The sequence below is a fragment of the Lentzea sp. NPDC036949 genome (assembly GCF_055608075.1).
Window position 1 is genome coordinate 20,014 of sequence record NZ_JBVJRA010000007.1, and the last position, 22,952, is coordinate 42,965.

At 70.7% G+C, this 22,952-nt stretch carries 21 protein-coding genes; 18 read left to right on the top strand and 3 right to left on the bottom strand.

Going from position 1 to position 22,952, the window contains the following annotated elements; translation table 11 throughout:
- The first annotated feature begins 1 nt into the window (after window position 1).
- The 7 genes from xerD (at window position 2) to ACZ7CD_RS20410 (ending at window position 5,051) form a co-directional block, all read left to right on the top strand.
- On the top strand, window positions 2-877 hold the full coding sequence (gene xerD / locus ACZ7CD_RS20380) for a site-specific tyrosine recombinase XerD (RefSeq protein WP_360392705.1): 876 nt from the start codon (window positions 2-4) through the stop codon (window positions 875-877).
- A gap of 24 nt (window positions 878-901) precedes the next feature.
- A complete protein-coding gene (locus ACZ7CD_RS20385) occupies window positions 902-1,231 on the top strand; it encodes an ArsR/SmtB family transcription factor (protein ID WP_360392606.1) in 330 nt (109 codons plus the stop codon).
- A 141-nt stretch (window positions 1,232-1,372) separates the two neighbouring features.
- A complete protein-coding gene (locus ACZ7CD_RS20390) occupies window positions 1,373-2,296 on the top strand; it encodes a ParA family protein (protein WP_360392604.1) in 924 nt (307 codons plus the stop codon).
- Window positions 2,293-2,622 carry a hypothetical protein gene (locus ACZ7CD_RS20395; RefSeq protein WP_360392601.1) on the top strand — a complete coding sequence of 110 codons (330 nt, stop codon included), beginning with the start codon at window positions 2,293-2,295 and terminating at the stop codon, window positions 2,620-2,622. The genes ACZ7CD_RS20390 and ACZ7CD_RS20395 overlap by 4 nt, the downstream gene beginning before the upstream one ends.
- Window positions 2,619-3,452, top strand: coding sequence for a segregation and condensation protein A (locus ACZ7CD_RS20400; RefSeq protein WP_470379487.1), 834 nt, complete (start codon window positions 2,619-2,621; stop codon window positions 3,450-3,452). Before ACZ7CD_RS20395 ends, ACZ7CD_RS20400 begins: the two co-directional genes overlap by 4 nt.
- Window positions 3,449-4,324, top strand: coding sequence for an SMC-Scp complex subunit ScpB (gene scpB, locus ACZ7CD_RS20405; RefSeq protein WP_470379488.1), 876 nt, complete (start codon window positions 3,449-3,451; stop codon window positions 4,322-4,324). Before ACZ7CD_RS20400 ends, scpB begins: the two co-directional genes overlap by 4 nt.
- Window positions 4,317-5,051, top strand: a complete 735-nt coding sequence (locus tag ACZ7CD_RS20410; protein WP_360392593.1) for a pseudouridine synthase — start codon at window positions 4,317-4,319, stop codon at window positions 5,049-5,051. The genes scpB and ACZ7CD_RS20410 overlap by 8 nt, the downstream gene beginning before the upstream one ends.
- Window positions 5,052-5,162: 111 nt before the next feature.
- On the opposite strand, the gene ACZ7CD_RS20415 is transcribed toward ACZ7CD_RS20410, so the two are convergent.
- Entirely contained in the window at window positions 5,163-5,396 is a 234-nt protein-coding gene (locus ACZ7CD_RS20415) for a hypothetical protein (RefSeq protein WP_360392590.1), read from the bottom strand.
- 242 nt (window positions 5,397-5,638) lie between these two features.
- Between ACZ7CD_RS20415 and ACZ7CD_RS20420 the strand changes: the two genes are divergently transcribed.
- The 6 genes from ACZ7CD_RS20420 to ACZ7CD_RS20445 all read left to right on the top strand — a co-directional run bounded on the left by ACZ7CD_RS20420 (window position 5,639) and on the right by ACZ7CD_RS20445 (window position 14,109).
- Window positions 5,639-8,341 carry an nSTAND1 domain-containing NTPase gene (locus ACZ7CD_RS20420; protein WP_470379489.1) on the top strand — a complete coding sequence of 901 codons (2,703 nt, stop codon included), beginning with the start codon at window positions 5,639-5,641 and terminating at the stop codon, window positions 8,339-8,341.
- A 238-nt stretch (window positions 8,342-8,579) separates the two neighbouring features.
- Window positions 8,580-11,312 carry an nSTAND1 domain-containing NTPase gene (locus ACZ7CD_RS20425; protein WP_360392584.1) on the top strand — a complete coding sequence of 911 codons (2,733 nt, stop codon included), beginning with the start codon at window positions 8,580-8,582 and terminating at the stop codon, window positions 11,310-11,312.
- An 81-nt stretch (window positions 11,313-11,393) separates the two neighbouring features.
- Complete coding sequence (locus tag ACZ7CD_RS20430) at window positions 11,394-12,137, top strand: ABC transporter permease (RefSeq protein ID WP_458430925.1); 744 nt, start codon at window positions 11,394-11,396, stop codon at window positions 12,135-12,137.
- Window positions 12,134-12,901, top strand: a complete 768-nt coding sequence (locus ACZ7CD_RS20435) for an ABC transporter permease (RefSeq protein ID WP_470379490.1) — start codon at window positions 12,134-12,136, stop codon at window positions 12,899-12,901. The genes ACZ7CD_RS20430 and ACZ7CD_RS20435 overlap by 4 nt, the downstream gene beginning before the upstream one ends.
- Window positions 12,885-13,682: an ABC transporter ATP-binding protein gene (locus ACZ7CD_RS20440; RefSeq protein ID WP_470379491.1), complete on the top strand. Its 798-nt coding sequence runs from the start codon at window positions 12,885-12,887 to the stop codon at window positions 13,680-13,682. The genes ACZ7CD_RS20435 and ACZ7CD_RS20440 overlap by 17 nt, the downstream gene beginning before the upstream one ends.
- A gap of 13 nt (window positions 13,683-13,695) precedes the next feature.
- Entirely contained in the window at window positions 13,696-14,109 is a 414-nt protein-coding gene (locus ACZ7CD_RS20445; RefSeq protein WP_360392575.1) for a DUF5956 family protein, read from the top strand.
- 243 nt (window positions 14,110-14,352) lie between these two features.
- On the opposite strand, the gene ACZ7CD_RS20450 is transcribed toward ACZ7CD_RS20445, so the two are convergent.
- Window positions 14,353-15,084 (bottom strand): IniB N-terminal domain-containing protein, encoded by a 732-nt coding sequence (locus ACZ7CD_RS20450; protein WP_470379492.1) that lies wholly within the window; start codon window positions 15,082-15,084, stop codon window positions 14,353-14,355.
- A 154-nt stretch (window positions 15,085-15,238) separates the two neighbouring features.
- Window positions 15,239-16,408, bottom strand: a complete 1,170-nt coding sequence (locus ACZ7CD_RS20455; protein WP_360392569.1) for a 4-hydroxybenzoate 3-monooxygenase — start codon at window positions 16,406-16,408, stop codon at window positions 15,239-15,241.
- 178 nt (window positions 16,409-16,586) lie between these two features.
- On the opposite strand from ACZ7CD_RS20455, the gene ACZ7CD_RS20460 reads away from it, so the two are divergent.
- The 5 genes from ACZ7CD_RS20460 (at window position 16,587) to ACZ7CD_RS20480 (ending at window position 22,942) form a co-directional block, all read left to right on the top strand.
- Window positions 16,587-17,603 carry an ABC transporter substrate-binding protein gene (locus ACZ7CD_RS20460; RefSeq protein WP_360392566.1) on the top strand — a complete coding sequence of 339 codons (1,017 nt, stop codon included), beginning with the start codon at window positions 16,587-16,589 and terminating at the stop codon, window positions 17,601-17,603.
- Window positions 17,604-17,902: 299 nt separating this feature from the next.
- On the top strand, window positions 17,903-20,611 hold the full coding sequence (locus ACZ7CD_RS20465; protein WP_458430927.1) for a nitrate- and nitrite sensing domain-containing protein: 2,709 nt from the start codon (window positions 17,903-17,905) through the stop codon (window positions 20,609-20,611).
- On the top strand, window positions 20,608-21,030 hold the full coding sequence (locus tag ACZ7CD_RS20470; RefSeq protein ID WP_360392562.1) for a roadblock/LC7 domain-containing protein: 423 nt from the start codon (window positions 20,608-20,610) through the stop codon (window positions 21,028-21,030). Before ACZ7CD_RS20465 ends, ACZ7CD_RS20470 begins: the two co-directional genes overlap by 4 nt.
- Window positions 21,031-21,061: 31 nt before the next feature.
- Window positions 21,062-21,658 carry a GTP-binding protein gene (locus ACZ7CD_RS20475; RefSeq protein WP_360392559.1) on the top strand — a complete coding sequence of 199 codons (597 nt, stop codon included), beginning with the start codon at window positions 21,062-21,064 and terminating at the stop codon, window positions 21,656-21,658.
- A gap of 126 nt (window positions 21,659-21,784) precedes the next feature.
- Window positions 21,785-22,942 carry an alkaline phosphatase PhoX gene (locus tag ACZ7CD_RS20480; RefSeq protein ID WP_470379493.1) on the top strand — a complete coding sequence of 386 codons (1,158 nt, stop codon included), beginning with the start codon at window positions 21,785-21,787 and terminating at the stop codon, window positions 22,940-22,942.
- The last annotated feature ends 10 nt before the right edge of the window (window positions 22,943-22,952 follow it).

Below are 22,952 nucleotides of genomic sequence, written 5' to 3' on the forward strand. Positions count from 1 at the left end.
CCTGGTGGCGAGCTACCTCGACCACCTCGCCGTCGAACGCGGCACCGCGCGCAACACCCTCGACTCCTACACCCGCGACCTGCGCCGGTACACCGAGCACCTGGAGTCGCTCGGCATCACCGACCTGGCGGCGGTGACCGAGTCCCACGTGAGCGAGTTCCTGGCGGCGTTGCGCGAAAGCGGTTTGGCCGCTTCGTCCGCAGCGCGCACATTGGTTGCTGTGCGGGGACTTCACCGCTTCGCGCACCGTGAAGGTGTGGTGCCCCATGACGCCGCACGCGCCGTGCACCCGCCATCACCGCCCAAGAGACTGCCGAAAGCCTTGCCCGTCAACGATGTGCTGACCCTGCTCGACACCGTGGGGAACCTCAGGGACAAGGCGCTGCTGGAGTTGCTGTACTCCACGGGAGCGCGAATCTCCGAGGTCGTCGGGCTCGACGTGGACGACGTCGACGCCGCCGAACGCACCGTGCTGCTCGACGGCAAGGGCGGCAAGCAACGACTCGTCCCGGTGGGGCGCCCGGCGCTGGCGGCGGTGGACGCCTACCTCGTGAGAGCGCGCCCCGCACTGGCGGCCAAGGGGCGTGGCACGCCCGCGTTGTTCCTGAACGCGCGCGGCGGACGGCTTTCCCGGCAGAGCGCGTGGACCGTGCTGAAGACCGCGGCGGAGGAAGCCGGCATCACCGCCGCGGTCTCCCCCCACACGTTGCGGCATTCGTTCGCCACCCATCTGCTCGAAGGGGGTGCCGACGTTCGGGTGGTGCAGGAACTTCTCGGGCACGCATCGGTTACGACCACTCAGGTGTACACACTGGTAACCGTTACGACTTTGAGGGAGGTCTACGCAACTGCACACCCTCGGGCCACTGGAACATGAGGCTTCCACGGGTACGGTGGACAGGTGCCGAACTTGGACGAGCCGTCCCCCCAGGCCATCGATCTTGCCTCCGTGCTGCACGCGCTGAGCGACCCGACGAGGCTCGCGGTCGTTCGCCAGATCCAGTCCAGCGGAGAGAGGCTGTGCGGGGCCTTCGAGGTCGACGTGGCGAAGTCGACCCTGTCCCAGCACCTGCGCGTGCTGCGGGAAGCGGGCCTCACCCGGACCCGCTGCCGCGGCAACCAGCGCTGGGTGTCACTGCGCCGCGATGACCTGGACCTCCTGTTCCCTGGCCTGCTCGACGTGGTGCTGACGGCCGCGGACCGGCGCACACGTTCGGATGTTCCGGCCTGACTGAGTCTTGACAGTCACATGCCGACCCCCGAAACATTCTCCCGCCCCCTCCAGGACACGGCGAGGCGCGTTGCCGCTCGCACGGGTGCGGCCTAGGCTGCGCCCCGAGAGACGACTACGACCAGTGAGGGAACGCCAGCCATGTCGACACCGGAGCACGCTTTCGCGCCCCGTGCCGACCTGAGCCTGGCCCCGCACGCCGCGCCGGTGGACGACGTCGCCCACGAGCAGGTCGACGGCATCGGCCCGACCGGTCGCGCCCGCCGCGCGCTCCCGGCCCCGCCGCCGTTGCTGCACCACGGCCCGGCGAAGATCCTCGCGGTGTGCAACCAGAAGGGCGGCGTCGGCAAGACGACGACGACCATCAACCTGGGCGCCGCGCTGGCCGAGTACGGCAGACGGGTGCTGCTCGTCGACTTCGACCCGCAGGGCGCGCTGTCCGTGGGCCTCGGCGTGCACCCGCACCAGCTGGAAACCACGATCTACAACGTCATCATGGAGAACGACACCGCCGTTCCCGACGTCATCCGCAAGACCATGGTCGACGACATGGACCTGCTGCCGAGCAACATCGACCTCTCGGCCGCGGAGATCCAGCTGGTGTCCGAGGTGGGCCGCGAGCACACCCTCGTGCGCACCCTCCGCCCCGTCATCGACCACTACGACTACGTGCTGGTCGACTGCCAGCCCTCGCTCGGCCTGCTCACGGTGAACGCCCTCGCGGCCGCGGACGGCGTGCTGATCCCGCTGGAGTGCGAGTTCTTCTCGCTGCGCGGGGTGGCGCTGCTCATCGACACCATCGAGAAGGTCAAGGAACGGTTGAACCCCAAGCTCACGATCACCGGCATCCTCGCCACGATGTACGACCCCCGCACGCTGCACTCGCGCGAGGTCATGGCGCGGGTAGTGGAGGCGTTCGGCGAGATCGTGTTCGACTCGGTCATCAACCGCACGGTGCGCTTCCCGGAGACCACCGTGGCCGGTGAGCCGATCACCCGGTGGGCCCCGCGCTCCTCCGGTGCCAACGCCTACCGCGCGCTGGCCCGCGAGGTGATCGCCCGGTGACCCGTCGCCCCTCACTGCCGGGCGCGGCCGAGCTGTTCCGCCTGACCTCGGCACCCGCCGCCGCCCCGGCGGAAGTGCCGTCCGGCGGCACGGCCGCGCAGCAGCGCCGCGGGTCCGGGCGGACCGGGCACACCACGAAGATCACCGTCTACGTGTCCGACGAGGAGCTGCTGGCGCTGGAGACCGCGCGGCTCGCGTTGCGCGCGTCGCACGGCCTCGGGGTCGACCGCGGCCGGGTGGTGCGCGAGGCGATCGCGATCGTGCTGGACGACCTGGAGGCGCACGGGGACGCGTCGTTGCTGGTGCGCAGGTTGCGCGAGCAGTGACCGAGGAAACACCCGCTGCTGCTCCCGAGGTGGTCGACGACGGCAGGTTCAAGGTCCGGCTCACGAACTTCGAGGGCCCGTTCGACCTGCTGCTGCAGCTCATCTCCCAGCACACCCTCGACGTGACCGAGGTGGCCCTGCACCGGGTCACCGACGACTTCATCGCCCACATCCGCGCGCTCGGCTCCGCCTGGGACCTCGACGAGACCACCGAGTTCCTGGTGATCGCCGCGACCCTGCTGGACCTGAAGGCGGCCCGGCTGCTGCCCGCGGGCGACGTCGAGGACGAGGACGACCTGGCCCTGCTGGAGGCGCGCGACCTGCTGTTCGCCCGCCTGCTGCAGTACCGCGCCTACAAGCAGGTCGCGGCCCTGTTCGCCGAGCTCGAACAGGGCGCCTACCGCCGCTACCCGCGCTCGGTGGCGCTGGAACCGCGCTTCGAGGGCCTGCTGCCCGAGGTGATGCTCGGCGTCACCCCCGACAAGTTCGCGCTGATCGCCGCCGCCGCGTTCCGGCCGAAGCCCAAGCGCACCCTGTCCACCGCCCACGTCCACCAGCACCGCGTGTCGATCCGCGCGACCGCCGACGAGCTGCGGACGTTCCTGGTGGAGCGCGGCACGGCGTCGTTCACGGAGATCGTCGCCGACTGCACCGAGACGATGCAGGTCGTCGCACGCTTCCTGGCGCTGCTGGAGCTGTACCGGGAGAAGTCGCTCGCCTTCGAGCAGGAGGACCCGCTCGGGCCGCTGCAGGTGACGTGGGTCGGCGGGACGTTGGAACAGGCGCAGGCCGCGGCACCGGTCGGCGACGAGGACGAGGACTACGAATGAGCGACTCAGAGGTCGGGCCGGAGCCGGTCGTCGGGCCGGACGCGGCACAGGTGGAGCGGCCGGGGCCGGCGTTCGACGGTGGCACGGGCGCGGCGGAGTACGACGCGGCGGCCGCGGCGCTGGCCGCGAAGTTCGGGGCGGGTGCCGCGGAGACGAAGCCCGCGAAGCGCCGGCCCAAGCCCCGGCCCGCCGAGCCCCAGCCGGAGCTCCCGGTCACCGAGCCCGCCGGGACGGAGACCGGGACCGGGACCGAGGACGCCGCCCAGCTCGAAGCGCAGCTCCTCGCCGCCGCACCCGAGGAGCAGATCGAGGACTCCGGCCTGCCCGACCTCACCGACGACGCCGAGCTCGACGGCGCGCTGGAGTCGGTGCTGCTCGTCGTGGACAGCCCCATCGCGGAAGACCAGCTGAGCAGTGCCCTTGAGCAGCCGGTTAAGCGAATCAAGCAGGCACTCCGTAGACTCTCCACCCGGTACACCGAGTCCGGCAGCGGCATCGACCTGCGCAGGGCGGGGGACGGCTGGCGGTTCTACACGCGAGACCGGTTCGCCCCGTTCGTGGAGAAGCTGCTGCTCGACGGCCAGCGCGCGAAACTCACCCGCGCTGCCCTGGAGACGCTCGCGGTGATCGCCTACCGGCAGCCCGTCACGAGGGCGCGGATCGCGGCGGTTCGCGGCGTCAACGTCGACGGTGTGATCCGGACCCTGGTCGCACGGGGGCTCATCGAGGAGACGGGCACCGACAGCGACACGGGTGGGATCCTGTACCGCACGACCGAACTGTTCCTGGAGCGGTTGGGGCTGTCGTCGTTGAACGACCTGCCGCCGATCGCTCCGCTGCTGCCCGAAGTGGATGCGATCGACGATGTCTGAGAACGAGGGCGTGCGCCTGCAGAAGGTGCTCGCGCAGGCCGGTGTCGCCTCACGCCGTGCTTCGGAGGAGCTGATCGACCAGGGGCGGGTGCAGGTCGACGGCAAGGTGGTGCGCGAGCAGGGCCGCCGGATCGACCCCGAGACCGCGGTCGTGCACGTCGACGGCGTGCGGGTGCAGATCCGCGAGGACGTCGTCACGATCGCGCTGAACAAGCCGTTCGGGATCCTGTCCACCATGGAGGACGACCTGGGCCGGCCGTGCGTCGGCGACCTGGTGCGCAACCGCAAGGAGCGGCTCTTCCACGTCGGCAGGCTCGACGCGGAGACCGAGGGGTTGCTGCTGCTCACGAACGACGGTGAGCTGGCGCACCGGTTGATGCACCCGAGCTACAACGTCAAGAAGACCTACCTCGCCGAGGTGCCCGGCCCGGTCGAGCGCGGCCTGGGCAAGAAGCTCAAGGCGGGCGTCGAGCTGGAGGACGGCCCGGTCAAGGTCGACTCGTTCAAGCTGGTCACGGCGGTGCCGGGCAAGGCACTCGTCGAGATCGTCGTGCACGAGGGCCGCAAGCACATCGTGCGCCGGCTGATGGAGCACGTCGGCTACCCGGTGGAGTCGCTGGTGCGCACCGCGGTCGGCGACGTGCTGCTCGGCAACCAGCGGCCCGGCTCGATGCGCGTGCTGAACCGGCAGGAGGTCGGTGGGCTGTACAAGCTCGTGGGCCTGTGAACCCGGCGCGCCGCTGAAGCCGCACCGGACCGGTGATCGGCGTGCGGCTGTCCCCGGACGGCCGCACGCTCGTGGCGAGACGGCTCGACGGCGGTCCTCGTCCGGCGCGGGTCAGTCGCCGCAGGGCAGGCCGAGGCAGCTCGCGTTGACGTGCATCGGCCGCGGGTCGTCGCGCAGCCGGCCGCGGTACCAGCCGTCGCCGACCCACGCCTCGACGAAGAACCGGGTGCCCTCCGGGATGAAGCGCAGCGGCTCACCCGGCCAGGTCACGTGCACGCCCCGCGCGATTTCGCAGACCATCCTCACCGGTGCCTGCGGTGCCGTCGTCGTCGCCTCAATGGTCACGTCAGGATCTCCCTCGTCAGCGCCGGCGCCCCGTGACCGGCACCGTCGAACCTACGGACGATCCCGTTGTCCAGCTTCGTTCCACGCGAGTGGACAACGCGCTGTTAACAAGGGTGTAGCCGTGGGCGGCATTTCGGTGTTGCCCACGGCACACCGCGGTGCCGGTTCGGCGACGTTAGGGCGAACGGGTTGTTCACGGTCAGGCGTTGGCCGCTGAACGGAGTTCTCTGAACAATGACGGGGTGCCGAGACGGGAACGCCCTCTCGACGAGGGCGAGAGCGGTCTCCTGCAGTTCGCCGCGGACCTCCGCCGGCTGCGGGAACGGGCGGGCAGCCCCACCTACCGCGAGCTCGGCCGACGGGCGCACTACTCGGCGGCGGCGCTGTCGGAGGCGGCGGGCGGGCGCAAGCTGCCGAGCCTCGCGGTGACGAGGGCGTACGCGAAGGCGTGCGCGGCGGACCCGGACGAGTGGGAGCTGCGGTGGCGCGCGGTCGCCGAGACGCAGCCGCGGGCCGGCGCCGACAGCCCGTACGTCGGCCTCAAGGCGTTCGAACCCGATGACGCACCGAAGTTCTTCGGCCGGGAGCGGCTCACGGTCGAGCTGCTGACGACGCGGCACCGCTTCACCGGCGTGTTCGGGCCGTCGGGGGTGGGCAAGTCGTCGTTGCTGAAGGCCGGGTTGGTGGCGCGCACGGACGGCCCGGTGCTGCTGTTCACGCCCGGCGCCGACCCGGTGGAGGAGTGCGCGCTCGCCCTCGCCCGGCTCACCGGGCAGGACGCGGTGGAGCTGGCCGGCGAGCTCGCGCGGCCCGAACAGCTCGGCCGCAGGCACACCGGGCTCGTCGTCGTCGACCAGTTCGAGGAGCTGTTCACGGTGTGTCGCAGCGAGGCGCGCCGGACGTGGCTCATCGAGGCGCTCACCGGGTGCGCCAAGGTCGTCATCGGCACGCGGGCCGACTACTACGGGCACTGCGCGCAGTACCCGGAGCTGGTGGAGGCGTTGCGCGGCAGCCAGGTCATGGTCGGCGCGATGACACCGGACGAGCTGCGGCTCGCGATCACCGAACCCGCCGCCCACGCCGGCGCCAAGGTGGAGACCGCGCTGCTGGCCAGGCTGATGGCCGACGCGGTCGGGCAGGCAGCCGTGCTCCCGCTGCTGTCGCACGCGCTCGCGGAGACCTGGCAGCACCGGCGGGGGATGACGCTGACGCTCGCGGCCTACGAGGAGGTCGGCGGCGTCGAGCACGCCGTGGCCCGCACCGCGCAGGACCTGCTCGCCGGGCTGCCCGCCGAGCAGGTGAAACGGGTGCTGCTGCGGCTCGTCACCGCCGAGGGCACCAAGCGCCGCGCGCACCGCGACGAGCTGGAGGCCGGCGAGACCGTGCTCGCCGCGCTGGCCGCCGCCCGGCTGGTGGTGGTCGACCGCGACGGCGTCGAGCTCGCGCACGAGGCGTTGATCCGCAGCTGGCCGGCGCTGCACCGCTGGGTCGAGGAGAACCGGGAGAACGTCAGGGCACAGCGGGAGCTCACCGACGCCACCCGGACGTGGGAGGCGCTCGACCGCGACGCCGGGGCGCTGTTCCGCGGCCGGCGGCTCGCCAACGTGCCCGCGGGGCTCGCGCTCACCTCCCGCGAACGCGCGTTCCTGGCCGCGAGCCGCGCCGCGGAGGAGGAGGTCACGACGAGCGCGCGGCGCCGCACCCGCCGCCAGCGCCAGCTGCTCGCCGCACTGGTCGCGCTGCTGGTGGTCGCCGCCGGCTCGACGGTGTTCGCGTTGCGGGCCACCAGGACCGCCGAGGAGCAGCGCACCACGACCGCCGTGCTGAAGGCCGTCGCCGAGGCCGGTGCGCTGCGGTCGGGCAACCCCGCGCTGGCCCAGCAGGTCGCGCTCGCCGCCTACCGGCTCGTGCCGCTCCCGCAGGCCCGCAACGCGCTGCGCCAGGAGGAGGTGCCGGTGCAGACCCTGCGCGCGGCGGACGCCGAGGTCACCGCGCTCGTCGTCGGCCCGACGCAGCAGCAGGTCGTCACCGGTCACCGCGACGGGCTGGTCGTGCTGACGACCCTCGACGACCTGCCCGCGCCGCGTACGTCCTACGAGGCCACCCGGCACGCCGGCGCCGTCGTCGCGCTGGCGGTGGACCCGGCGGGCGGCCTGCTCGCGTCGGTGGGGGAGGACGGCACCGTCCACCTCGTCGACATCTCCCTGGGCAAGCCGCGCGACCTCGGCGTGCTGCCCGCCCGCGCCACCGCGGTCGCCTGGCGCGGCAGCACCCTCGTCACGACCGGCCCCGACGGCGCGGTCGGCTCCTGGACCGACCTGCGCGGCGGCCGCCCCCGGCTGCTCGCCACCGCCCAGCCCGGCCTGGGCCCGCTCACCGGCCTCGCCTTCCGCGCCGACGGCCGCGTGCTCGCCGCTGTCACCACCGGCCGTGCCGTCCACCTGCTCGACGCCGCGGACCCGCGCCGGCTCACGCCGTTGTCGCTCACCACGGAGTTCGCGGGCCACGCCCAGTTCGCCGGCGACCTGCTGCTGACCGCCGGCCGCACCGCCGTGCACCTCTGGGACGCCCGCGACCCGCGCGCGCCGGCCCTGCGGGCGGAGCTCCCCTCCGGCGGTGGGGAGGTGACCGGCACGTGGCTGAGCGCGGACAGCCTCGCGGTCGCGACCGACGACGGCCTGGTGCGGTTGTGGCGGCTCGGCGCGGGGGAGCCGGTCGAGCTGGCGCTGCTGCGCGGGCACGCCGGACCGGTCACCGCCGTCGGGCTCACGCCGAGGGGCGACGAGGTGGTGACCGGAGGGGCGGACCGGGCGGTGCGGCTGTGGAACGTCGACCTGCGCGACCCGGCGGTGCGGATCTGCGAGCAGGCGGTCCCGCGGATGACCGGGGCCGAGTGGAACCGCTACTTCGCCGGCCTCGCGTTCACACCACCGTGCCACGACTGACCGCTCCCGGAGGGTACGCGGGGTCCCCGCGTGCCTTTCGGGGGTACGCGGGGTCCCCGCGTGCACCTCAGGGGAACGCGGGGGCCCCGCGTGACACGAGGGAGAGTGGCCGAGGGTGACGGTGCGAGGGTCTCGTTCGTGTGACGTTCGCGCGGCGGCGAACATCCCGGTCGCAAGCGGTTAGCGTGGTGTTAGACGCCAGGCGAACCTCTGGTGGACAATCCGGCCGGGAGGCGGCATGCCACGAGGGGAACGACCGCTGGGGCCGGAGGACACCGCGCTGCTCCGGTTCGCCGGTGACCTGCGCAGACTGCGCGACCAGGCGGGCAAACCGAGCTACCGCGAGCTCGCGGGCAGGGCGAACTACTCGCCCACGGCGCTGTCGGACGCGGCCGGTGGGCGCAAGCTGCCGTCGCTCGCGCTGACGCTGGCCTTCGTGCGCGCCTGCGACGGCGATCCGAAGGAGTGGACGGCGCGGTGGCGGGAGCTCGCCGCCGAGCAGGTCTCGCCGTTGCAGCCGAGCGCCCCCTACGTCGGCGCGGCACCGTTCCACGAGAAGGACGCCAAGAGGTACTTCGGCCGTGAGGCGCTGGTCGAGCGGGTGCTCGCGCGCAGCGGGTCGTTCACCGCCGTGGTCGGGCCGTCCGGGTCAGGGCGCACCTCCCTGCTCGAAGCCGGTCTGCTGCCCGCGTTCGACCACGCCGTCGTCGTCACTCCCTCCGACCGCCCGCTCGACGCGCTGGCCGCCGCCCTCGCCGGCCTCTTCGGCACCACCGCGGAGCAGCTGGCCGCCGAGCTCGCGGCCGACCCCGACCACCTGCGGCTGCGCGTCCGGCAGCACTGCCCCGGTCTCGTCCTGCTGGTCGACGACTTCGAGAAGGCCTTCGAGGCCACCGGCTTCGTCACCGCGCTGCTGCGCTGCCCGCGGGTCGTGGTCGCGGTCCGCTCCGACTTCCGGCGGCGCTGCCACGCGCACCCCGGGCTCGCGCGGGTCCTGCCCGGCAACGAGGTCCTGATCGAGCCGATGACCGCGGAGGAGCTGCGCCGCGCGGTCACCGAGCCCGCCGGCCAGCTCGGCGTGTCGGTCGAGACCGCACTCGTGGCGCGGCTGGTGGCGGACGTGGCGGGCCAGCCGGCGTTGCCGTTCGTGTCGCAGGCGTTGATCGAGACCTGGCGGCGCAAGCGCGGCATGACGCTGTCGCTCGCCGGGTACGAGGAGTCCGGCGGCATCGAGCACGTCATGGCGCAGGCGGCCGAGACGTTCTTCTCCGCCCTCGACGAGGCCGACCAGCGCGCCGTCCGCACCGTGTTCCTGCGGTTGGTCTCGATGCAGCGCAACGGGGTCCTGCAGCGCAAGACCAGCAAGCCCGACGTCGAGCCGCGGCTGCTCGACCTGCTCGTCCGCACCCGGCTCGTCGTCCTCGGCGAGGACGGCGCAGGACTCGCCCACGACGCGGTGCTGCGCTGGCCGCGGCTGCGCGGGTGGATCGACGAGGAGCACGAGAACCTCCGCACGCACCAGCAGCTCGTCACCGCGATCGAGCTGTGGGAGTCGAGCGACCGCGACCCCGGCGCGCTCTACCGCGGTGCCCGGCTGCGCAAGGCCCGCGGCCTGGGCGACTTCCTCACCGCGCCGGAACGCCGGTTCGTCGAGCTGAGCGCCCGGCGCGAGACCCGCCGCTCGGTGGCGCTGATCTCCGTCGCGGCGGTGCTCGCGGCGCTCGTGCCGGGCAGCGTGATCTACGCGCTCACCAACGAGCAGCGCATCACCCAGCTCACCGACGAGGCGTTCGGGCGGCAGGCGATGGCCGAGTCGACGTCGCTGATGGAGCAGGGCAAGCCGTTCGCGGACAAGTTCGCCCTCGTCGGCTACCGGGTGGCGCCCTCGCAGGACGCGGAACGCATCCTGCGCCTGGCCAACGCCTGGACCCGGCGGATCGGGTTCACCGGCACCCCGGCGGAGAACGCCAAGGTGCTCACCGGGCCGCGCGGCGAGCTCGCCGCGGTGCGCGACGGCGACGGCACCGACCGGATGTGGCGCATCGACGAGACCGACCCCGTGCCCGGTGAGCGGTTCCCGGCCGGCCACCAGGTCACCCACCTCGCCGAGCGCCGCGCCATCACCCAGGACCCCGGCGGCCGGCAGTACCTGTGGTCGGTCACCGACCACACCCGGATGTCGCTGCTCTACCGGCTGCCCGCCGGGTTCCGCGCACAGGACCTCAGCGCGGACGGCTCACGGGTCGTCGGCTACCACGACGACTCCGACCCCGGCCTGCTCAACCCGAACACCCGCGGCCGCGCCATCCTGCTCGACCTCGCCGACGGCCGGGCGCCGGAGGAGATCCAGATGCCGGTGCGCAGCCCGGACGGCGTCGGGCTGAGCCGCGACGGCCGCGAGCTCGCCACCGCGCTGCACGACCGGGCCGGCGGCACCACCACGATCAGCCAGTGGCGGATCGGCGCGACCCTGGAACCGGCCGCCCAGCCGCTGGTCCGCCCCGGCCTGGTCAACCGGCTCACCTACAGCCCGGACGGCCGCTGGCTCGCGGGCGAGCACACCCCCGAGTCGACCGTCGAGGTGTGGCAGCTGGTGCCGGGCGGGACCCCGGTGCCCACCGCCACCCTGTCGACCACGGTGCCCAGCGGCGCCTGGGTCACGTTCGGCACCGACGACCGCATCGCCGTCGTGCGCGCGCAGACGTTCGAGGTGTACCGGCTCTACCCCGGCGGCAGGCAGCCCGACCGGCTCGCCTCGGTCACCGGCCACGGCGGCTCGGTGTACGCGACCTACCGGCCCGCGCACGACGACTTCCTCGTCCGCAGCGGCGGCACCGACCCGCAGCTGCTGACCTACGAGCTCGACGCCGGGCGCATCCGCCGCGAGATGTGCGCGGAGGGACGTGCGCGGCTCACGGACTCCGAATGGGTTAAGAGCTTCGGCGAAGCGGAGCGCGTCGAGGTCTGCTGACTGCCGCTGATGTGCGGGAAACACCCCGGAGTTGCCTCGACACGCATTGTGGTTGAGTGATCAACTCTCTAGGGTGACCGAGTGCGTGCGTTCACAAGGGGACTCCTCGGCATCGCCGGGTTCCTCGCGCTCTGGGAGCTCTTAGGACGCTCCACCCTCGTCCCCGCGGAAGCCCTCGTCCCACCGTCCGTCGTGTTCGGAGAGCTGGCCGCGCAGCTGGTCGACCCGGTCTTCCTCCGCCACGTCGTGGCCACCGTGCTGGCACTGCTGATCGCCATCGTGGTCGCCATCGCCGTCGCGGTACCGAGTGGACTCGTGCTCGGCAGCGTTCCCGCCGTGCGCCACGCGACCCGCGCGGTCGTCGAGTTCCTGCGCCCGATCCCTTCCGTCGCACTGATTCCGCTCGCGCTGGTGATCCTCGGTTTCGGACCGGAAACGAAGATCACGCTCGCGGTGTACGCGGCGGTGTGGCCGATCCTGTTCAACACCATCTACGCGCTGGACGAACTGGACCCGTTGCAGGTCGAGACGGCCAGGGTCTTCGGCACCGGCCGCCTCGGCGTGCTGTTCCGGGTGGCACTGCCCAGCGCGCTGCCGTTCGTCCTCACCGGAATCCGGCTCGCGGCCACCACCGCGCTCATCGTGATGGTCAGCGTGGAGCTGATGGCCGGCGCCGACATCGGGCTCGGCTACTTCATCATGGAGGCCCGCAGCGGCGCCGGGCGGATGGACCAGGTCCTGGCCGGCACGGTGGTCGCGGGCGTGATCGGTGTCCTGCTCAACAACGGTCTCGAGCGCGTGCGGCGCCGGTGGGTGGCCTGGTGAACCGATTCGTTCAACGGTGGACCGTGTTCGCCGTGCTGATCGTGGTGTGGCAGGTCCTCGGCTGGCTCGCGGACGACCCGTTCTTCCCGCCGCCGTCGCAGATCGTCGCCGCCGCCTACGAGTGGTGGGTGCTGGAGCCGCAGAACGTCACCGAGCACATCCTGCCGTCGGTGGGCCGGCTGCTGTCGGGCTGGGCGATCGCCTGCGTGATCGGCGTGTCGCTGGGTCTGCTGCTCGGCCGGTCCGACCGGGCGATGGAGTACGCGGGGCCGCTGCTGGTGTTCCTGCGCTCGATCCCGCCGCCCGCGCTGGTGCCGGTGTTCCTGTTGCTGTTCAAGGGCGGCACGTCGATGCAGCTCGCGACGATCGTGTTCGGCGTCGTGTGGCCGGTGCTGCTCAACAGCGTCGACGGCGCCCGCTCGGTCGACGTGACCAAAGTGGACACCTCCGCGGTGTTCGGCATCCCGCGCTGGCAGTGGGTGCTCGGCGTCGTGCTGCCCGCGGCCTCCCCGAAGATCTTCGCGGGACTGCGGGTCTCGCTCTCCCTGTCGCTCGTGCTGATGGTGATCTCCGAGCTGGTGGCCACCGACAACGGCATCGGCTCGCAGCTGATGCAGGCGCAGCGCGAGTTCGACTACACGCGCATGTGGGCCGGGATCGTCCTGCTGGGCGTCCTCGGCTACGGACTCAACACCGCGTTGCTCGCGGTGGAACGCAGGGCTTTGGCTTGGCAACCGAGGAGTCGTGATGAGCAACATGCTTGAGGTGGCCGACCTGGGCCACACCTACGGCGACTACGAAGCCATTGGGGGGCTGTCGTTCACCGTGCGAGCCGGCGAGCTCGTCTGCGTGGTCGGCCCCTCTGGCTGCGGCAAGTCCACCTTGCTGCGCACCATCTCCGGGCTCATCGAGCCGTCGCGCGGGGACGTGTCCCTCAAGGGCTCGCACCTCGCCGTCGTCTTCCAGGACTACCAGCGGTCGCTGTTCCCGTGGCTCACCGTGCAGGGCAACGTGGAGTTCCCGCTGCGCGGCCTGCCGCGCACCGAGCGCAAGGCCCGCGCGGCCGAGGCGCTGGAGTGGGTCGGGCTCGGCAAGGCGGCGAAGAAGCGGCCGTGGCAGCTCTCCGGCGGCATGCAGCAGCGCGTGGCCATCGCGCGGGCGCTGGCGTACCGGCCGGCCCTGTTGCTAATGGACGAACCGTTCGCCTCCGTCGACGCGCAGACCCGCTTCGAGCTGGAGGACCTGCTGCTGCGGGTCCGCCGCGAGCACGACACGACCGTCCTGGTCGTCACGCACGACATCGACGAGTCGGTGTACCTGGGTGACCGCATCCTGGTCCTGTCCGGCTCTCCCGCGCGTCTCGTGGCCGACCTGGAGGTGCCGCTGCCCGCCGAGCGCGACCAGGTGACCACGCGCACGGACGAGGCCTTCGTGGCACTGCGTTCGCGCGTCGCCCGGCTGCTCAACGTCGGCAAGCCCTCGCTCGACGTGGAGAAGTGGGCGGAGGCCGAGCGGGAGTCGCTCAGCGAGACCGTCAGCTCCTGACACACTCTGCCGCGTGAGCGACTGGAACCTGTTCCTCATCGTCGACGCGGAGCCGGAGGAGATCTCGGCCGCGCCACCCGGCCGCGTGGTGGCGTTGCAGGGCAGAAGGCTGCTCCCGTTGTCCGACAACGGGTTCTCGCTGCTGCTGGCGTGGGTCGCCGGCCCGCGCCGGGTCGTGCGCACCCCGGCTCCGCTGCTCCCCGACCAGGACGTCGTCAACGCGTTCGTCAACTCCTACCTCGTCGAGGCGGGCGCTCCGCCGCGACCGGCCGGGTTCTCGTGGTACCTGGACCTGCCGGCCGGTGTGGAGCCCGCCGACGTGTGGCGTCTGGCGGACACGGGCGGCGAGCGGGGGTCGCGGGTGGACCTCCGCGGTGTCCGCCGGGTGCTGGAGCGCGGAGTGGACACTTTGTACCACCGGGCGTGAGTGCAGAGCCCTACTGGGAAAACCTGGGAAAAAGACCAAGCTGCCGCAGACCCGGTGCGGACGACGGGAAATCCACGCGCAGAACGGCTCCGGACCGCGGTGGTCCGGAGCCGTTCCGCGTCGCACGGACGGGGCTGTCAGAACGCCTGTCAGCCGACGAGGAGGCCGTCACCGTGCGAGGTGTGCGGGAGGGTGGTCCGGGCGCTCACAGGTGGCGGTAAGCGCCCGTGCGCTGCCGGTGGCTCAGAAGTGGATGTTCAGGTCGTTGCCGTTGCCCAGGCCGCCGTCGAGCAGGTCGAGGTCGCCGACGTTGAGGTCGCCCACGACCTGGCCGACGGAGTTGTGGACGTCGCCGACCTGCGCCACGTCCTGCACGACGTTGTCGCTCACGTCCACGACGTTCTCGACGTCCAGGTCGAGGTTCGCGACGTCCTTCACCAGCACGTCGGTGTCCTTGAGCAGCACGTCGGTGTTCGCGACGTCCTTGACGAGCACGTCGGTGTCGAGGTCCTTGACCAGCACGTCGGTGTTCACGACGTCCTGCACGTCCGCGACGTGGGTGACCGTGCTGACGACCGAGTTGTCCTGCACGACGGTCGTGACGTCCGAGACGACGTCGAGGGTGCCGGCGACGTCGCCGACGTTGCCGAAGTCGGTGACCAGCGCGGTCACGGCGGACGGAGCGCCCAGGTTCGCGACGTCGGTGATCGAGGTGAGGCCGTCGAGGTTGCCGGTGACGAGCTTCAGCTGGTCCGCGGCGGCGATGTCGCCGGCGTTCGCGAGCACGTCGTCGAGGGCGTCGACCTTGGCCACGGAGGCGGTGTCGAGCACCAGCGGCAGGATCTCCTGGATCTCACCGGGGGTGATGTCGCCCAGCCCGGCGGACTCGAGCACGCCCTGCGGGTCCAGCTGGAACGCCTCGCGGGCGTCGAGGTCGCTCAGCAGGGAGAGGGTGAAGTCGTGCAGGGTGCTCATGGAACCAGGCTCCTGATGTGGTGATCGGGGGATGTCGGGTTGAACCGTATGGATGATCGACATCCCCCGGCATCGGGAGTTGGCCCCAGATCGTGACGAAACGAGGTCCCTAGGGGATCGAGATCACTCGTTAGGGGACCCGGGATTTCACCCGTTAGGGCCCCACATAGTTCTCGGCGAAGGTCGCCCGGTAGGCAGGGGACTCGGCCAGGTGTTCCAACCTGGCCTGCGCCAACCGTCCGAAGAAGGGGGAGCTCACATCGGTGTGGATCATGTTGACCATCCACTGCGAGAACTCCTGGGCCCGCCAGACCCTTTTGAGACAGTCGTCTGAGTAGGTCTTCAGCCCGTCCTCGGAACCGGTGTCGTAGTAGGCGATCAGTGCACGTCCGAAGGTTGCGGCGTCGTTCATGGCGAGGTTCATGCCCTTGGCGCCGACCGGGGTGATGATGTGGGCTGCGTCACCCAGCAGGTACAGCCGCCCGTAGGACATCGGCTCGACCACATGGCTGCGCATGTCGAGGACGCGCTTTTCGATGATCTTGCCCTCGTTCAGCTCCCACGACGAGTCGCGCAGCGCGAAGCGTTTGTGCAACGCCTCCCAGACCTGTTCGTCCGACCAATCTTCGGCTTTTGTCCCGACCGGCACCTGGAGGTAGAAACGCGATACCGACGGGCTGCGCAGCATGTGTCCGGCGAAACCGTCGGCGTGCAGCGCGTAAATCACGGCTTTAGTCGACGGAGGGGCCTCCGCGAGAATGGTGAGCCACTCGATCCCGTGCTGGTGCGTGAACTCCGTCAGCACTCCCTCGGGAATGCTCGGACGGGACACCCCGTGGAATCCGTCGCAGCCCGCCACGAAGTCACATGAAACTTCTTCGCGTACCCCGTCTGCGCTGGTCCAGGCCACGGACGGGTGAGAGCTGGTCAGATCCCGCAACTCGACGTCACTGACCTCGAACCGGATGTCACCACCGGCGGCCAGGAATGCTCCGATCAGGTCTTTGACCACTTCCTGCTGGGGGTAGACGTAGTGCTCCCGGCCGCCGTACAAGTCGGAGTACGCGACCTGGAACACCTGTCCACTCACCCGGAATTCGCACGTTCCGTGACGGTCTGCTTCCATCAGCAAACGATCGGCGAGTCCGAGCGACTCCAGCATCGTCACGGAGCGGTGTTCGAGGACTCCCGCCCGTGGCCGGGTTTCCACGTGGGCACGACTGGCCCTTTCCAGCACCACGCAGTCGATGCCTGACTGCTGGATCAAGTTTGCCAAGGTCAGACCGGCCGGCCCGGCGCCGACGACGGCTACAGCGCGCTTCAACTGGGGTTCTCCTAGCCCTAGACCTGCTGTGCTTAGATGCTCACCGCAGGTAGTGGACTGGAACCTGCTCGTGTCGGTCAACTGGGGTCTTTTGGAGCAGCGTCATTACTCTGAGTGGTTGACCGTCGCGACAAAATCCCCGCAACGACGACACCGCTCCGACAGGAGAGTGCTCCCGATGACTCGAAGAGTCCGCCGCACCGCCGTCCGTGGCATCGCCCTCGCCACGCTGCTCGCCACCGTGGCGAGCTGTGGACTGCTCGGCGGCGAAGAGCAGTCACCCCCGGCCGACCAGAACAGCGGCGGCAAGGTCGAGAAGGCCAAGATCACCCTGGGGGTGCTGCCGATCCTCGACGTGGCCTCGGTCCACGTCGCGATGAAGAAGGGCTACTTCGCCCAGGAGGGCCTTGAGGTCAACCTCAAGGTCATCGACGGTGGCGCGAAGGCGATCCCCGGCCTGATCAGCAAGGACCTGGACTTCACGTTCGGCAACTGGGTCTCGTTCTTCGCCGCGGAGGCGAAGGACACCGCGAAGGCGGTCGACGGCCTCAAGCTGATCTCCGACGGCTACCAGGCCAAGCCGGACATGTTCCTGATCCTGGCCAACGGTGACTCGGCCATCAAGAGTCCTGCCGACCTCGCCGGCAAGACCATCGGGATCAACACCTTCAGGAACATTGCGGAGCTCACCGCGAAGGCCACCCTCGAAGCCGCGAACGTCGACGTGAACTCGGTGAAGTTCAAGGAGATGCCGTTCCCGGACATGCAGGCGGCGGTCCAGAACAAGACCGTCGACGCGGCCTTCATGGTCGAGCCGTTCATCACCCGCGCCCAGCGCGCCGCCGGCCAGATCAAGGTCCTGGACGCCGCGACCGGCCCGACGGACAACATCCCGATCGCGGGCTACGCCACCACCGGCGCGTTCGCCAAGGAGAACCCGAAGACCGTCGCCGCGTTCCAGCGCGCGATGGCCAAGGGCCAGGCCGACGCCACCGACCGCCCCACGGTGGAGCCGCTGCTGGTCGAGTACGCCAAGGTCGACAAGGAAACCGCAGGTCTTGTCCACTTCGGCGCGTTCCCGACGACGCTCGACGCGACCCGCCTGCAGCGCGTGGTCCAGCTGATGGTGCGCTACGGGATGCTGGACAAGGAGCTCGACGTGAAGCCGATGCTCATCCAGCCCTCCGGTAGTTGACGAACAGCGCGGGGGGCTGTGATCGCGCCGTGATCGAAAGCCCCCCGCGGCGGTCGTCTGCGCCGCAAGAATTATCGGCAAGGGGCCGTTTAGCCGCCCCTGCACAGTTGTTGATTCTCGAACCAGCTGTTTTGTCGTCCGAACGGCGGTATGAGAACGGTGCGTTTTACTCCAAGATCCACCAGGTTTGCAGCTATTAAACGGGGCGGGGAGTGTTGACGGTGCGCGGTCGTGAGGACCAGCGAGGCATCGACCGGTTCCGCCTACGCAACTGGCGGTTGCGGAGCAAGCTCGCAGTGGTGTTGTTGGTTCCGGCCCTGAGCACCGCGACTCTCGCGGGCCTGCGGCTGAACACCCAGCTCGACGACGTCGAACTCTTCGGCAAAGTCCAGCGCGAGCTCGCTGTCAGCCACCAGGCGGCGAAGGTGGAGAGCGCTCTGCAGGTCGAGCGCGACTGGGCGGTCCAGTGTGTGGCCGCCGGCAGGCAGAACGCGTGCCCCGAGCACGCGGCGAAGACCGGTCTTACCGACACGGAGTTGGACAAGTACCGGAACTCGGGCGCGACGGCCTCCGGCCTGAGCGCGCCCCTCCAGGAGTCGTTCACCAAGTCGCTGCAGTCCCTCGACGGACTGGCGAGCCTGCGGGTGACCATCCTGAGCACGAAGTACCCGGACGTCGCTGTCATCAGCGCGTACAACCAGATCAGCGCCTCGCTCAGCCAGGTGCACCGGGCCGTGGTGTCGAGCCTGAGCGAGCCGGAGATCGTGCCGCTGGTCACGGCCGCGCAGGCGCTCTACAGCGCCCAGGAGCAGCTCGGCCAGCAGAACGCGATCCTGACGTCCACCGCGCTGCGCAGGGGCTTCGCGCCCGGTGCCGCCGACGAGCTGCGTGCCGCGCAGTCCCGTCTGGACGCCGCGTTCACGGAGTTCAACGACCTGGCGTCGGCGGAGAACCGGCAGCGGTTCCAGGACGTCGTGTCCGGTTCCGCCGTGGACGGTCGCAACCGGCTGGTGCGGCTCGCGCTCGCGCAGGACTTCGAGCGCGAGACGATCACCATCACCGACGCCGAGGTGCTGAAGATCGGCCAGGACACCGCGAACCTGGTCGCCCAGGTCGCGGGCGACCTGGAGGGCCAGGCCGACGCGACGACCACGCGTCTCGCCGACACGGCGCGTTCGGACGCCTGGCGGGACGCGGCACTGGTCGCGATCTCGCTGCTGCTCGCGTTCGGTCTCATGGCGATGGTCGCGCAGTCCATGCTGCGGCCGCTGCGCATCCTGCGCCGCAGCGCGCTCGACGTGGCGCGCAACCAGCTGCCGGAGGCGATCAAGCGAATCCGGTCGCACCGCGACCCGGAACGCGCCGCCGAGGAGGCGATCGTCCCGGTGCCGCTCAACACGACCGAGGAGGTCGGCCAGGTCGCGCGGGCGTTCGACCTGGTGCAGCGCGAAGCAGTCCGCCTCGCCGTCGAGCAGGTGGCCCTGCGCGCGAACGTCAACGACATGTTCATCAACCTGTCGCGGCGCTCGCAGGCGTTGGTGGAGCGGCAGATCAGCGTGATCGACCGGCTCGAGCAGGACGAGCAGGACCCCGACCACCTGGCGTCGCTGTTCGAGCTCGACCACCTCGCGACGCAGATGCGCCGCAACAGCGAGAACCTGCTCGTGCTCTCCGGCACGACGGTCAACCGCCGCGTCACCCGGCCCGTCGCGATCGCCGAGGTCCTCGGCGCCGCGGTCTCCGAGGTCGAGAAGTACGCGCGCGTGCAGATCGCGCCGACGCCGGAGCTCATGGTGCAGGGCCGCGTGGTCAACGACCTCGCGCACCTCGTGGCCGAGCTGCTCGACAACGCCACGGCCTTCTCCAAGCCCACCAGCAAGGTGACGGTGCGGACGATAGAGACCCGCAAGGGCGAGGTCGCGATCCGCATCCACGACCGCGGTGTCGGCATGCAGGAGCAGGACGTCGTCGAGTTCAACGCGAAGCTCGCCGAGCCGCCGGAGGTCGACGTCTCCGTGGCCCGCGAGATGGGCCTGTACGTGGTCGGCCAGCTCGCCAAGCGGCACGACATCCGCGTGACGCTGGCGAACAACGACGACATAGAGGGTGGTGTCACCGCCCAGGTCGTGCTGCCGGCCTCGTTGCTGCACAAGGGCCCGCCGCCCGCGCTGCCGCTCCCGGCCGTCGCGCCCTCGCCGGCACCCGCCGTCGAGAGCACCGGCGAGGGCCTCTCCGGTGTTCCGAAGTGGACGCCGGAGTACCCGGTCGTGGTGTCGTCGGCGGAGACGGCGGAGGAGGAGCCCAGCGGGCGCCACCGCATCGAGCAGACGTCCGCGGACGGCCTGTTCACCGCGCGGATCGAGGCGGAGGAGACCGCCGTCGAGGACCGGTACTCCTACGAGCCGCCGGTCGAACGACCCGTCGAGGCCGCCACCGAGATCTTCCCCGCGGTGAGCGACGACGACGAGGAGATCTCCGCGGACGCGTTGTCGCGGTGGTTCCAGACGCCGGCCGCTCCCGAGTCCGCGTCCCCGTCCCCGTCGGTGCCCGCACCGGCAGGGGTCCCGGCGGTGGAGCACACGTCCGACGAGGAAGAGGAAGAACCGAGCACGGTGAACGGCCTGCCCAAGCGGCAGCGTTCGCCGGAGTCCGTGAAGACCGAGGCCCCGACGGCCGTGCCGCGTGCCGTCGCCGACTTCGCGTCCGACTGGGGCTCGGCCGACGAGGGCTGGCGTGCCGCCGGTGCGCTGGAGTCCGGCACCCCCGCGCAGACGACGGAGAACGGGCTGCCCAAGCGCGTCCCCAAGGCGCGCCTGGTGCCCGGCTCGACCCCGAAGCCGTCCTCACCGGTGCCGCAGCTGGCGACCGTCGCCGCGAGCGGTCGTTCCGCTGAACGGTTGCGCCAGCGGTTCGCCACGTACCAGAAGGGTGTCCAGATGGGCCGCGACTCGCTCTTCGACTCGGCCGTCGGGGACATCCCCGTGATCGCAGAAAGGGAACACCAGTGACCACCGCGACTGAGGAACTGGACAACTTCAGCTGGCTGGTCGAGGACTTCGTCAGCAGGGTCGCCGGTGTCGCTCACGCGATCGTCGTCTCGGCGGACGGGCTGCTGCTCGCCACGTCGGAGCGACTGCCGCACGACCGGGCGGAGCAGCTCGCCGCCGTCTCCTCCGGTCTCGTCTCGCTCAACCTCGGCGCGGCGCGCTGCTTCGAGGCCGGCGACGTCAAGCAGACCGTCGTCGAGATGGAACGCGGCTACCTCTTCCTGATGTCCATCAGCGACGGGTCCTGCCTCGCCGTGCTCGCCGCACCCAACTGCGACATCGGGCTCATCGGCTACGCGATGACCCGCCTGGTGGAGCGGGTCGGTCTCCAGCTCACGCCGGAGATCCGCGCCCAGCTGCACGTCTCGATGCGAGCCTGAGCTGTTCTGTCCTGAGTAGAGAGAAGTTCCCATGAGCAACGGTGCTCCGGGTCGTCCGGGGTCACCTGGGGCCGACCTGACCACGACATCGGCGAAGATCGTCGTCGCGGGCGGGTTCGGCGTCGGCAAGACGACGTTCGTCGGCTCGGTCTCGGAGATCACCCCGCTGACCACCGAGGCCGTCATGACCCAGGCCTCGGTAGGGGTCGACGACCTGTCCGCGGTACCGGGCAAGGTCACCACCACGGTGGCCATGGACTTCGGCCGGGTGTCGCTGGACAAGGACCTGATCCTGTACCTGTTCGGCACGCCGGGACAGCACCGGTTCTGGTTCATGTGGGACGACCTGGTCCGCGGCGCCATCGGCGCCGTGGTCATGGTCGACACCCGCCGCATCGACGACGCGTTCGCGCCCATCGACTTCTTCGAGGACCGCGACCTGCCGTACGTGGTCGCGGTGAACTGCTTCGACGGGTTGATGCACCACCGCGCGGAGGAGGTGCGGGACGCGCTGACGATCGCCTCGTCGGTGCCGATAATCCCGTGCGACGCCCGCAACCGGCAGTCCACCAAGCAGATCCTCATCACCCTGGTGGAGCACGCGCTGCGGCAACCGTCGTTCGCCTGAACGCGAACGGGGGCGGCGGACCCGCCGCCCCCGTCCCGCGTCCGCCGCGGGTTCACCCCGGCGCGTCAACGGTCATTCGCCTGACCTTCATCCCGGGCGGCCCCCATCTGCGGCACGCTCCAAGGCATGGAGCGTCGGAACTTTCTTCGTGTCGCAGTCGTCGGGACCGCAGCGGCGGCGTTCGGTGGCGCCAACTGGCGTGAGGCCTTCGCCGCCGGGGCCCAGCCCGGTCCCAGCCCCTACGGTTCCCTGCAACCGGTCAACAGCAGCGGGCTCATGCTGCCCCAGGGCTTCTCCAGCCGCGTGATCGCGCGCTCCGGCCAGCGCGTCGCGGGCACGGGCTACACCTGGCACCCCGCACCGGACGGCGGCGCGTGCTTCGCCGACGGCACCGGCTGGATCTACGTGTCCAACAGCGAGGTGTCCTCCACCGGTGGCGTGGGCGCCGTGAAGTTCGACCAGTCGGGCACCATCACCGGTGCCTACCGGACCCTCAGCGGCACCAACGTGAACTGTGCCGGCGGTGCCACGCCCTGGAACACGTGGCTGTCGTGCGAGGAGGTCGACCGCGGCTACGTCTACGAGACCGACCCGTGGGGCGTCAAGGCGGCCGTCCAGCGCCCGGCGATGGGCCGGTTCAAGCACGAGGCGTGCGCGGCCGACCCGGTGCGCAAGGTCGTCTACCTGACCGAGGACGTGCCGGACGGGTGCCTGTACCGCTTCACGCCCACCACGTGGGGCGACCTGAGCTCCGGCACGCTGGAGGTCATGACCGGCGGCAGCGGCACGTCCGGCAGCGTCGGCTGGGCGCGGGTGCCCGACCCGGACGGCAGCCCGACGGCCACGCGCAACCAGGTGAGCGGCGCCAAGCGGTTCAACGGCGGCGAAGGCTGCTATTACGCCGACGACACCTGTTGGTTCACCACCAAAGGCGACGGCCGGGTGTGGGCTTACAACGCATCACAAAGCACCATCAGCCTCACTTATGACGACTCGCTCGTGACGAGCGGAACGGCTCCGCTCACCGGTGTCGACAACGTGACCCGGTCGTCGGGCGGCGACCTGTTCGTCGCCGAGGACGGCGGGAACATGGAGATCTGCATCATCACGCCGGCCGGTGTCGTGGCCCCCTTCCTGCGGGTTCCCGGCCAGAGCAGCAGCGAGATCACCGGTCCCGCGTTCTCGCCCGACGGCAGCAGGCTGTACTTCTCCTCGCAGCGCGGCACGTCCGGCAGCAGCAGCGGCGGGATCACCTACGAAGTGTCTGGACCGTTCCGGCGCTGATTGACACTTG